Genomic DNA, 11290 nt, shown 5'->3' on the forward strand with positions numbered 1-11290 from the left:
AGACCCTCTCCCGAGGGGAGAGGGGATATCTTCGCCCACTTCCCTGAAAGGGATGAGCACCCGAGCGGAGACTCGTCCTGGCTCAGCGGCTGGTGGGCGCGGGGGCGGGCTGCGCGGCGGGGGCCGGAGCCGGCTTCACGTCCGTGTTCTGACCCGCGACGATGCTCCACTTGCCGCCAGACAGCTTCAGCACGTAGCGCATGCGGGTGCGCAGCACGCCCGGCTCGGTGGCCTGCACTCCCGGGGGCAGCCCCGTGTACTTCGTCACCACGTGCTCGGCGTCCACCACCGCCACGTAGGGGGCGACGAGGACGATCTTCTTCACCGTCACCTCCGAATGGCTGTCCTTGAAGAGGGTGGCGAAGACGTGGGCGTGCCGCTTCTCGATCTCCTCACGGCCGCTGAAGACCGAGCCCACGATGTTGATGAACTCGGCGTCCGGAGCGAAGTCCTTGCTCCACGCGGCCGCGTCGTGACGGTTCCAGGCCTCGGTCTGCTCGGCCACGAGCTTGCGCAGGCTCACCTCGTCGCGGGACTGGCCCCGGCCCTGCTGGGCCTGGACGGAAGAGGCGAGACAGAACGACAGGACCACGGCCATGACGGCCGAGCTTCGCGCGAAGGTGTTCATGAGGAGCTCCCCTGGGATGGAATGAAGCGGGGCACGTTAGCAGTGCCCCTCGCGCGGACGAGGCATTCCCATCCGCTGAGAGCGCGGACCCCTCACGTCGAGGACGGAGGTGGCACGGCGGGGCTGGCGGACCGGGGCGGCTGGATGAGCGGCCAGGCGCGCTTGAGGGTGACGGCGGCGGAGGCGGCGAGCGCGGCCTTCACGCAGTCCCCGGGCACGAAGACGAGCGAGCCCCACGCGGCCTTGGCCAGCGGCAGCTTCGCGACCACGGCGAGCCAGGGGATGCCCACCGCGTAGAGGACGCAGATGCCGCCGAGCACGTTGATGGCGAAGGCGAGCGGCACGGACAGCCGCGACCAGGCGCGCTCGGTGAGCCAGCCGATGAGGAAGGCGGCGGGCAGGAAGCCCACGAAGAAGCCTCCGGTGGGCCCCACGTACACGCCGAGCCCCCCGTTCCCCCCGGCGAGCAGGGGCAGCCCCGCGGCCACGAGCAGGTGGAAGAGGAGCAGGGACAGGAAACCCTTGCGCGCCCCGAGGATGGAGCCGGCGAGCATCACCCCGAGCGTCTGCGCGGTGATGGGCACGGGGATGAAGGGCAGCGCGAGCGGAGGCAACAACCCGAGCGCGGCCATGAGGGCGGCGAACAGGGCGACGTGGACGAGATCTCGGGTCTTCACGAGGGTTCCTCGGGGTCGAAGCAGCGCGCGTCGATGGCGTCGGCGAGCGTATCGGCGGTGCGGAGGGTCTTCACGAGCAGCGGGACGAGCACCGCGACGGGATTCCTGTCGAGGCCGCGCACCCGCTGGGCCTCTTGAATCTCCCGCAGCCACGTGGCGAGCAGGGGGATGAAGCGCAGGGTGAGGGAGAGCAGCAAGCCGAGCCGCGCGGGATTGAGCCCGAAGCGGGCCAGGGGACGCAGGGCCCGCTCCAGCGCGTCGAGCATGTCCGAGGCGCGCGTCGTCAGGGACACGAGCGTGGCGAGCAGCATCAGGACGGCGAGCCGTAGCACGGCCACGAGCGCGGGCTCCCAGCCAGACACCAGCGCATGCAGGGCGAAGAGCGGGACGAGCACGAAGGCGGAGAGACGGAAGACGGGCGCCACCTCTCGCGGACGCAGGCGTGCGAGCGCGTAGAGGCCGAGCGTGGCCACGAGCGCACCGGAGAGCACGGGCAGCGAGGGGAAGAGCAGCAGCCCGGTGCCGGCGGCGAGCAGGGCCAGCATCTTGGCGCCCGCGGGGACGGCATGGACGGGCGAGACGCGGTGGAGGTAGAGGCCGAGGCTCACGCCATCATCCGGACGTAGGCGTCGAGAGCGACGGAAGGGACGTCATCGACGACCACGCGGCCCGCGTCGAAGACGAGCACACGGTCGAAGTCGCGCAGCAGCTCCAGGTCGTGGGAGACGACGATGGCCGTCTGGGGCAGCTCGTGGATGGCCTGGGCGAGGCGGCGCTTGTTGCGCAAGTCCAACAGCGTGGTGGGCTCGTCGAAGACGATGTAGCGCGGCTCCATGACGAGCACGGAGGAGAGCGCGAGCAACTGCTTCTGACCGCCGCTGAGCAGATGGGCCGGGTGGTGACGGAAGTCCTCCAGGCCATAGCGGCGCAGGACGGCGGTGACGCGCGTGGAGATGTCGGCCGGCGGCAGCTTGAGGTTCTTCAGCCCGAAGGCGAGGTCCTCCTCGACGGTGGGGAGGACGATCTGATGGTCGGGGTTCTGAAAGACGAAGCCCACCTTGCGGCGGATGGCGCGGGCGTCCTTCCGGGTGTCGAGCCCCTCCACGAGCACCTGGCCCCGCTCGGGGACGAGGAGACCATTGAGCAGACGCGCGAAGGTGCTCTTCCCGGAACCATTGCCGCCCACCACGGCGATGCGGCGCTCGGAGAGGGTGAGGTCCAGCCCCTCGAGGACGGGGCGCTCACCGAAGTGGTGGCTGACGGCATGGAGTCGAATCATTCGCGACCGCTACGGGCGGGCGAATGTAGCGCCTTTCTGGCTCCGTGCACGTCTCCTCTCCCGCCCGGAGAGGGAGCGTCAGTGCAGGGGGGAGGGCTCGGGCTCGTGTTGCGTCAGGCCAACACGAGGCTCCGGGGCGTGCTCGCAGGTGGTGGCCGGCAGGCGGGCGGCCTGGATGGGCGGGAGCTTGTTGGCGTGCAGGCCCGTGATGAGGCGCACGTCCCGCCGCTTGGTGAGGTAGGTGTAGGCCCACTCGAGCATCACCGCCACCTTGTTGCGGAAGCCCACGAGGAAGGTGATGTGGATGCCGAGCCACATCGCCCAGGCGGGTCTCCCGCTCAGGCGGACCTTGTCGTAGAGCACGCCAATCGCCGAGCCGCGGCCGATGACGGCGAAGGAGCCCTTGTCGTGGTAGCGGAACGGCTCCAGCGGACGGCCGGCGAGCCGGTGGCGGATGTTCTTCGCCACGTGCCGGCCCATCTGCATGGCCGCCGGGGCGATGCCCGGCACCGGCTTGCCGTCCTGCACCAACGAGGCGAGGTCTCCAATCACGAAGACATCCTCATGGCCGGGGATGTTCAGCGGGGGCTCCACCTTCACCCGGCCCGCCTTGTCGAGCGGCACGCCCAGCGTCCCGGCCACCGGGGACGCGGCCACTCCGGCGCCCCAGAGCACCGTGCGCGTGGGGATGCGGGTGTCGCCCACGGTGACGCCTTCCTCGTCCCCCCCCGTCACCAGGGTGCCGGTGCGCACCTCCACCCCGAGCTTCTCCAAGTCCTCGCGCGCCTTCGCCGAGAGCTCCTCGGGATAGGCATTGAGCACCCGGGGAAGCCCCTCGAGCAGGAGGACGCGGGCCTTCGAGGTGTCGACGCGGCGGTAGTCGCGAGGCAGCGAGTGCCGGGTCATGTACGCGAGCGCGCCCGCCAGCTCCACCCCGGTGGGCCCGGCGCCGATGATGACGAAGGTGAGCCAGTCGCGCTGGCGCTCGGGGTCGGTCTCGCGCTCGGCGGCCTCGAAGGCCAGCAGCAGGCGCTCGCGGATCTCCCGGGCGTCGTCGATCGTCTTGAGCCCGGGAGCGAACCGGGCCCACTCCGGGTGGCCGAAGTACGAGTGCGTGGCGCCCATGGCGAGCACCAGCGTGTCATAGGGAATCTCCCCACCATCGGAGACGACCACCTTGCGCGCGAGGTCCACGGCGCGGACCTCGGCGAGCAGCACGGTGGTGTTCCGGCCGCGCAGAATCTGACGGATGGGCGCGGAGATGTCGCCCGGGCTGAGCACGGCGGTGGCCACCTGGTACAGCAGCGGCTGGAACAGGTGGTGGTTGTAACGGTCGAGCACCGTCACTTCCACGGGGGCGCGCGCGAGTTTCAGCGCGGCCTGGAGCCCGCCGAAGCCACCGCCCACGATGACCACCTGATGCCTTCCCCGGTTGTCTTCCATGGCGGAAAAGGTGCGGAGCCCGGGGGAATCCGGCCACCGTCCCCGGAGACCCACCTTCCCGCCGGAAATCGCCGCCTGCTCGCTCGCCAACAGGGCCAGGAGCCGACCCCGTGCAGGGATGCCTGTCCTCACGGCATCCTGCGGCGAGGGGGGCCTCCATGCCAGAAGCACGAGACGGATCAACGTCCTTCTTGCGGGATGCGGGTGCGGCCTTCGCACTCGTCTTCCGCTCGCCGCTCGCCATCTACCTTCTCTACAACCTGACCTTCGTGACCGCGCTCTTCGCGACCTACGGTGCCGACATCCAGGGTCTGGCCTACCTGCACTCGAGCCAGTCCAACCTCTGGCGCATGCTCACCGTCGTCGCGCCCACAGCCTGGGTGACCACCCTCGTCATCCTCCTCAGCGATTTCGAGAGAAACCGCTCGGCCTGGCCACGCACCCGGAAGGGGCGAATGACGGTTACGCTCTGCATCCTCCTGGGTCTCCCCATCTCCGTCCTCCCACTCGTGGCCCAGTACGTCGCCTGGCAGGAGAGTCCCGTCATGGTGGCGGCGGTCTCGCGCGTCCTGCCAGGTTCGAGTCCCTACCTGAAGATGCTCATCACCAACATGCTCGGGCTGACGACCGCGACCCTGCTCGCCTGCGGCATCATCGGTGTCCACACCCAGCTCCGGGAACGCTTGCCGGAATTCCAGCAGCGTACCGGCCCTCCCAGGTCAGGCGCCCTCGACGAGGACGCGCGGTGGTATCAACAGCAGGCGTCCCTGCTGAAGCAGTCCCTGGCCCTCTGCGCCATTACCATCGGCAGCTCGATCCTGAGCGTGGGCGCCATGCGCAACCTGCTCAACCAGGGCATCGCGACTCCCACCGAGACACTCCCGACGGCGCCCGTCCTGGGCTACGGCATCTATTACACCGGACTCATCGCCAGCATCTATCTCCCGGCCCACAAATCCCTGAAGGACGTCGGCAACCTCCTCGTGGAGCAGTTCCTCCAGCAATCCCCCGGGAACCCCACCACCTGGAAGCAGCGATATGAGGAGCAACAGGCCGCCCGCGCATGGCTCGGCCTGCAAGGCTCCGCGCTCCAGGACATCCAGCAGGGGCTCTCCGTCCTGACACCTCTGCTCGCGAGCATCTCCTCCCTGATTCTCGGCTCGGGCGACCCGTGAAGCAGCCACGAAGTTCGTGGACCTGGCCGGGTTGCGCATGCTCCCTCTCCCTCTGGGAGAGGGCGGGGGGTGAGGGTAGTCCCCCGCGAGGCCCTCGCCGCAGCGACGTCGCACAGAGGGAAGACCCTCACCCTGACCCTCTCCCAGAGGGAGAGGGGACATGCACGGCTCCCGCGGACCCTGTCCAAGGTCCGCATGGACAGTCCACCCGCGAGCCCTGGAGGACTACTTCACCAGGTGGAACGCCGTCTGCCGCCGCAAGGCCCAGCGCACCTTGCCGCTCGCGTCGATGACGACGTCCTCCTCCTGCGCCGAGCGCACCTTCTGCCCGCCCCACTCCGCCACCGGGCTCGTCGCCTGCAACTCGATGGAGAACCACTGGTTCGTCATCACCTTGTGGTCGCCGTTGCCCGGCACGCCCTCCTGCCGGTCCCACAGGCCGATCATCGGCCCCGCCCCGTGTCCGTTCAGTCCAATGGGATGCGAGTACACCGTCCCATCAATCCCCTCGGCCTTCATCCGCTCCCGCGAGGCCTTCAGTATCTCGTTGCCCGAGCGCCCCGGACGCAGCTCCTCGAAGACGATGTCCTGCAGCCGGTTGGAGCGCGCCAGTGCCGCCTTCAGCCCCGCGGGCGCGTCCGTCTCCCCCTCGCGCAGCACGTAGCCCATGTGCTGCGTGTCCGTGTTCAACCGCAGCGCCGTCACCCCGAAGTCGCAGTGCAGCACGTCCCCCCGCTCGATGAGGGGGTCATCCCCCACCTCCGCCTCCGGCTTCCCCTGCCGCTGCACGCTCACCGACGGCTGGAACCACGTCCCCAGCCCCAGGTCGTTCACCCGCTGGCGCATCCACCACACCACGTCACGGGTGCGCGTCTTGCCCGGCGTAATCACCTGGCTGGAGAACCCCGTCTCGATGATGTTCCACGCCAGCTTCGTCAGGTCCTCGTAGAAGCGCTCCTCGTCCGCGCTCCGCCAGGCGATGAGATCCACCGGCAGGCCCCCGGACGGCTTGAGCCGCGCCGTCCACTCGGGCCCGAGCGCCTCCGTCATGCCCTCGTACTCGCCATGCGTCAGCCCGTCCGCGAAGGCGAACGTGCGCGACACGTTGATGGCGATGGCCTTCGGCTGGCGCTCCTCCAGCACCGCCTTCAGCACCTTCCACTGCTCCGGGCCCCACAGCTCGGCCTGCCGGGTGACGCCGCCTCCATCCACCTGCATCTGCGCGCGCCGCGCCTCGTACACGCCCCCCTGCGAGCCCCCGCCCAGCGCGAGCCGCTCCACTCCCTTCTCCGGGCCCCTGTCGTGGAAGACGTAGATGGTGCGCCGCCGCGCCGCGAACGTGGTGGGCGCCACCAGCGCCGGGAAGACGGGGTCCTCGTTGTACTCACGCATCGGCACCACCCACATCTCGATGCCGTACTGGCGCATCAACGCGGGCAGCGCCTCGTCCATGCGCTCGCGCAACCACTGCTGCTGCCGGGTGGCCTGCTCGCGCAGCGTGCCAAAGGGGCGCTCGGGCGCGGCGGCCTCCGGCACACGGGAGGCCGGAGCGGTGGTGGCACAAGCGGACGTGAGGAGGAACAAGGGGACGAGGAGACGACTCCGGGTGTTCTTCATGGCCGCGCAGCATCGCACGGACGGGCCCGGCCGGGACTCAGGACGCCGCCCTGGCGAGGCTCCCCACCGGGAACTCCAGGCGCAGGCGCGCGCCGCCCTCCTCCCGGTTCTCCGCCACCAGGGTGCCTCCACACTGCTCCACCAGCTCTCGCGACAGGGCCAGCCCCAGCCCCGTCCCCTTCTCCGGGCCCTTCGTCGTGAAGAAGGTCTCGAAGAGCCGGGGCAGCACGTGCGGGGGGAAGCCCGGACCGTTGTCCTCCACCCGCAGGACGACCCGCACGCCCTCGTACCGGCCGATGATGCGCACCTCGGAGTCCTCGCCGCCCCGCGCCTCCAGCGCATCCCCCGCGTTCACCAGCAGGTTGAGCAGCACCTGCGCCAGCCTCCTGCGGACGGCGAGCACCGGCGGCAGCTCCTCCGGGATGTCCACCTCCAGCCGCGCCACGTGCCGCAGCCGCAGCCGGGCAATCCGGACCGCGTCGCTCACCACGTCCGCCACCGCGCACTCGGTGGGCTCCTCCGCGTCCATGCGCGAGAAGCCCCTCAGGTCCCCGATGATCTGCCGCACCCGCTCCACCCCGGCGCGCGTCTCGTGGAACACCTCCGCCAGCTCCTCCCGGGAGACCTCCCGCCGCTCCGACAACACCTCCCGCTCCAGGTAGTCGAGGTTGGCGCCGATGAAGGCCACCGGGTTGTTGATTTCATGCATCACGCTCGCCGCGAGCTGGCCGATGGTGGCCAGCTTCTCCGAGTGGGCCCGGCGGCGCTCGCTGATGGCGAGCGTCTCGAGGGCCTCGCGGCGCGCACGCTCCAGCCGCCCCTCGTTCTCCGCGCGCTGGGCCTCGCGGAACTCACTGGCCCCGTACGCGCCGATGAGCGTCACCGTCACGATGACGCCCACCCACAGCAGGAGCTGGGACATGGGGCGTCCCGCCATCCACAGCATGCCCGCGGCGCTCGCGCTGCACAGGACGCCGGAGATCGCCGCCGAGAGCGAGTCCTGCGGATAGACGAGGCACAGGATGAGCGGGAGGCAGGGAAAGAATGGGAAGTACACGCCGTCAGCGCCCCCCGCCAGGAACACCAGGGCGATGAAGCAGAGGCTGCCGGCCGTGCACTGGAAGGCCGTGTGCAGGCGGATGGACGGCGCGGAGTGCTCGTCCATCCGCAGCGCGGAGAAGGCCACGGACAGGGCCCAGACGACGCGGACGGCGAGCGCCCCGAGCCCAGGTCCCATGGCGAGCACGTCCAACGCGTATTGGGACAGGAGCGACGGGGCCAGCCAGAGCAGCATCTTCCGGCGGGGGCCCCACCTGCCGGACGCCGCCACCTCAGGCGTCGCGGGCAACGGCCCGGCCTGCTCCGGAAGCTTCAGGGGTGGCGCGTCATGGGGGGGCAACGCCCTCCATCGTAGCCGTTTTCCGCCTCGCGGTCCGAACGTCAGGAAACCGGACCCACCCGCGTCCCCTTCCCCCGCGCCCGCCCGGTGAGGCCCTACACGCACACATGGACTTCGCTGGTTCGAATCCAGCCCTCCCCGCTCCGGCGGAGAGGTGGCCGAGCGGCTCAAGGCACCAGGCACTCAACCTGACAGTCTGAACCCACGGCTTCACCACTCGGGCGCATCCCTTTCCTTTCGCCCCCAACTGCTCGTGCGGACGGGCTCGTACTCAGGCGCCCTGCTCTCGTACTGAAGCGCGGCCAGAAGGCTGACGCCTGTTCTGACGAGCCGCACGCGTGAGCGCCTCCAGCGCCTTGAGCAGCTTGCGATAGGAGCGCGAGCGATGGGCCATCGAGGGCGTGAAGGGCAGAAGCTCGGTGAGATCCGGCTGATCCGTTGTCGGCTCGTAGGGACGCCCGAGCAGTTGAGCCATCCGCTTCTTGCAATCCCGAAGGGTTTCGATGTTTTTGAGTGGCGTCGAAAGTCGGTTGCCGCGCGGGATGCGTGCGGCACGCCGCAAACTGGCCAGAGCAGCGAGGAACCAGACCTCATACTCGCGATTGGCGACAACCACCTCGATGGGAATGTGAGGGGCAACGGTACGAGCCCTCTGAACGAGTTCGGGTCCAAGTCCCAAGCGGGAGGGCGTCCTGGCGCGCTCGATACACTCGTCGTCAGAATCGAGCATGACGAGAATGCCATCGGGCTTTTGTACGGCCGCCATCTCGACGTAGTACTCGATGCCCAGTTCATCATCGGCATCATGGGGACACTTGAGGGCCCCGGAGCCCAAGGCGCGGATCGCGAGTTCCGGAGTCTCGAAGTCGCGGAAACGGCGGTGCTGGAACCAACGGCGCAGGAGGACGGGGACCGCTCTCTGCTCGCCATGTCCCTCGACGATGGCGAGGATGCGGTATCTGGAGCGCATCGTCACGAGGCCTTGAAGAAGTCACCCTCGACACGCTCGGATTCCTTCGCGGTGAAGAGCGCGTTGGTGCGGAGCAGTTTGCCAACGGAGCGGGGAGGCCGACTCATCTCCTCCGCGCCGGGGCTGAGCCTGAAGAGCTGGCTGCACCCCTCACTCCATTCGACGATCCGGACCCGATCCGGAGTCACTGCGGGATGGCTCAGGGCCTCGGGGCTGTGTGATGTCAGGAGGACCTGGCAGTGGCTGGTGCTCGCGGAAATGGCATCCAACAAGACACTGAGCGCCGCCGGATGAACCGAGTCCTCGACTTCTTCGATGCACACGAGCGCCGGGGCGGGTTTCTGGCGGAGTGCCAGGAGGATGGCCAGACAACGCAGAGTCCCATCGGACATATCGCCAACGTCGAAGACGACACCGGTCTTCTTTCTTTTGTTGTAACGCTGATGGAACCGGATGAGCCTGCGCCCCGCTGCTGTCTCTGACTTGACCCTGACAACACCAGGAGTGATGGCCGCGAGATGTCGGTTGAGCCAAGCGGCATCCGCCTTGTTCCGCTCGAGGTGATGCAGCACATCTCCCGCGTTGCTGCCACTCCGGCTCAGGATACTCGCGCCACTGATGGGGGGTTCCGCCCGAATAGCCGCGGACGAAAGGCTGTAGGCACGAATGCTCGTCTTCAGCGCTTCCAGCAAGGCCCGGTACAAAACCTCGTGCTCGGCCGCGAAAGGAAGTGCCAGCGCATCACGCGACGTGGCGAGCACGCCCTGTGGCGAGCCAATGTCCTGAGAATACCAGCCACCCCGGCCCCCGCCATGACGTACGAATCCCATCTCTTCGGAGCGTGCAACCTCCGTCTTGACCTCAAAACCCAATCCTCCACGCCTGGAACCAATTCGGAAGCCATACGTCACGATGGCTCCCTCCTCCAGATAGGTCTGATCCACACTCAGCTCAGTACGGCGCCATACCTCGTGGAGGTACTGGCCGGGCAGTCTCAAGCGAAGAGCCACTGCGAGCTCTTTCGCCTCACGCGCACCATGATGCAACAAGGCCCGGATTCCCCCTCGGCGCTCCAGCGCATTCGCCAGCGAGTCACTCAGCGCATCGCGGACGAACTCCAGCGCGTCGATGAGCGTGCTCTTGCCCGCCCCGTTGCGCCCGACCAGGACCGTCAGGTCATCAAGTTGCAGACGGGCGTTCTCGAAGGCCCGGTAGCCGGAGAGCCGAAGCTCCTCGATATGGACACGCGCGGAGTCACTCATGCGCCGTGGGTTCTACCCACTGCACCGCGCGGTGCCTAGCCCGCCCTCCATCGAACAGGCCCCGCCATCCACGGAGCTCCTCACCTCCAGGTGAAGGCGAGGTCCTCCTCGTCGAACACGCCGCAGCCCTCGGCGACGCACGGCGGCATCGCCGTGCATGGGCCGCACTCCAGCGTCCCCCCACACCCGTCCGGCACCGTGCCGCACGCCGCCTCACACGTCAGCGGCGTGCACACGCCTGGATCATACCGCTCGCTCGTGGACAGCGTGCCCTCCAGGTCGTTGGCGCCACCCACCACCAGCACCGCTCCATCCACCAGCGGCACCAGCCCCGCCCCCCGCCTCGCCTCCCACAGCGACGGCTCCACGCTCCACGTGTCCGCCACCGGATCATAGCTCTCCACCGACGCGAGCGAGCCCGACATCACGTGGAAGCCCCCCATCACCAGCACCCGCCCCTCGGGCGTCACCAGCGCTCCGTGCGCCTCGCGCGGCAGCGTGGGCGAAGCCGCCAGCTTCCACTCGCCCCGCGCCGGCTCGTACAGCTCCGCCGTGGCCGCCGCGCGCGACGTCGTGCCGCCCACCACCAGCACCCGTCCGTCCGGCAGCGGCGTCACCGTGTGCCCCGAGCGGTGCGTGCCCGCCGCGCCGCCCACCGGGCCCGTCTTCGTCCACTGGCCGCTCACGGGGTCATACAGCTCCGCCTGCAGCCCGCTCACGAAGAGCACCAGCCCGTTGCCCAGCACCACGCCCGTCTGCGCCCCGGCGCGCGCCGACGTCGGCGCTCCCGTGCGCGTCCACTCGCCCGTCGCCGGCTCGAACAGCTCCGCCGAGCGCACC

Annotated in this window: 11 protein-coding genes; 1 reads left to right on the plus strand and 10 read right to left on the minus strand. The window is 69.1% G+C overall.

The features are described 5' to 3' along the window. Window positions 1–82: 82 nt before the first annotated feature. From Q664_RS36275 to Q664_RS36295, 5 genes are all read right to left on the minus strand, one after another. Window positions 83–628: an SgcJ/EcaC family oxidoreductase gene (locus Q664_RS36275; RefSeq protein ID WP_052519108.1), complete on the minus strand. Its 546-nt coding sequence runs from the start codon at window positions 626–628 to the stop codon at window positions 83–85. Between the two features lie 92 nt (window positions 629–720). Then, a complete protein-coding gene (locus Q664_RS36280; protein ID WP_043406577.1) occupies window positions 721–1305 on the minus strand; it encodes a biotin transporter BioY in 585 nt (194 codons plus the stop codon). Beyond that, a complete protein-coding gene (locus tag Q664_RS36285) occupies window positions 1302–1913 on the minus strand; it encodes an energy-coupling factor transporter transmembrane component T family protein (protein WP_043406579.1) in 612 nt (203 codons plus the stop codon). Before Q664_RS36285 ends, Q664_RS36280 begins: the two co-directional genes overlap by 4 nt. After that, window positions 1910–2584, minus strand: coding sequence for an energy-coupling factor ABC transporter ATP-binding protein (locus Q664_RS36290; RefSeq protein WP_043406584.1), 675 nt, complete (start codon window positions 2582–2584; stop codon window positions 1910–1912). The genes Q664_RS36285 and Q664_RS36290 overlap by 4 nt, the downstream gene beginning before the upstream one ends. A gap of 78 nt (window positions 2585–2662) precedes the next feature. After that, on the minus strand, window positions 2663–4027 hold the full coding sequence (locus tag Q664_RS36295; protein WP_043406598.1) for an NAD(P)/FAD-dependent oxidoreductase: 1365 nt from the start codon (window positions 4025–4027) through the stop codon (window positions 2663–2665). Between the two features lie 158 nt (window positions 4028–4185). Here Q664_RS36295 and Q664_RS36300 point away from each other — a divergent pair, with 158 nt between their 5' ends. Next, a complete protein-coding gene (locus Q664_RS36300; RefSeq protein ID WP_152622539.1) occupies window positions 4186–5202 on the plus strand; it encodes a hypothetical protein in 1017 nt (338 codons plus the stop codon). Window positions 5203–5427: 225 nt separating this feature from the next. On the opposite strand, the gene Q664_RS36305 is transcribed toward Q664_RS36300, so the two are convergent. From Q664_RS36305 to Q664_RS36325, 5 genes are all read right to left on the minus strand, one after another. Next, entirely contained in the window at window positions 5428–6819 is a 1392-nt protein-coding gene (locus tag Q664_RS36305) for a M24 family metallopeptidase (protein ID WP_043406589.1), read from the minus strand. Window positions 6820–6856: 37 nt separating this feature from the next. After that, window positions 6857–8113, minus strand: a complete 1257-nt coding sequence (locus tag Q664_RS36310) for a sensor histidine kinase (RefSeq protein WP_063934821.1) — start codon at window positions 8111–8113, stop codon at window positions 6857–6859. A 376-nt stretch (window positions 8114–8489) separates the two neighbouring features. Continuing rightward, on the minus strand, window positions 8490–9188 hold the full coding sequence (locus Q664_RS36315) for a DUF4276 family protein (RefSeq protein ID WP_235217012.1): 699 nt from the start codon (window positions 9186–9188) through the stop codon (window positions 8490–8492). Between the two features lie 2 nt (window positions 9189–9190). Continuing rightward, window positions 9191–10450, minus strand: coding sequence for an AAA family ATPase (locus tag Q664_RS36320; RefSeq protein WP_043406592.1), 1260 nt, complete (start codon window positions 10448–10450; stop codon window positions 9191–9193). An 80-nt stretch (window positions 10451–10530) separates the two neighbouring features. After that, on the minus strand, window positions 10531–11290 hold a 760-nt coding region (locus tag Q664_RS36325), incomplete at its 5' end, for a Kelch repeat-containing protein (RefSeq protein WP_326938768.1).

It is taken from the genome of Archangium violaceum Cb vi76, from assembly GCF_000733295.1.
GTDB classification, from domain to species: Bacteria; Myxococcota; Myxococcia; order Myxococcales; family Myxococcaceae; genus Archangium; species Archangium violaceum.

What these genes read in the sequence shown, in the direction of transcription:
- Q664_RS36275 (WP_052519108.1), bottom strand. Translation starts at nt 628, where the DNA reads ATGAACACCTTCGCGCGAAGCTCGGCCGTCATGGCCGTGGTCCTGTCG.
- Q664_RS36290 (WP_043406584.1), bottom strand. Translation starts at nt 2,584, where the DNA reads ATGATTCGACTCCATGCCGTCAGCCACCACTTCGGTGAGCGCCCCGTC.
- Q664_RS36295 (WP_043406598.1), bottom strand. Translation starts at nt 4,027, where the DNA reads ATGGAAGACAACCGGGGAAGGCATCAGGTGGTCATCGTGGGCGGTGGC.
- Q664_RS36300 (WP_152622539.1), top strand. Translation starts at nt 4,186, where the DNA reads ATGCCAGAAGCACGAGACGGATCAACGTCCTTCTTGCGGGATGCGGGT.
- Q664_RS36305 (WP_043406589.1), bottom strand. Translation starts at nt 6,819, where the DNA reads ATGAAGAACACCCGGAGTCGTCTCCTCGTCCCCTTGTTCCTCCTCACG.
- Q664_RS36310 (WP_063934821.1), bottom strand. Translation starts at nt 8,113, where the DNA reads ATGCTGCTCTGGCTGGCCCCGTCGCTCCTGTCCCAATACGCGTTGGAC.
- Q664_RS36315 (WP_235217012.1), bottom strand. Translation starts at nt 9,188, where the DNA reads ATGCGCTCCAGATACCGCATCCTCGCCATCGTCGAGGGACATGGCGAG.
- Q664_RS36320 (WP_043406592.1), bottom strand. Translation starts at nt 10,450, where the DNA reads ATGAGTGACTCCGCGCGTGTCCATATCGAGGAGCTTCGGCTCTCCGGC.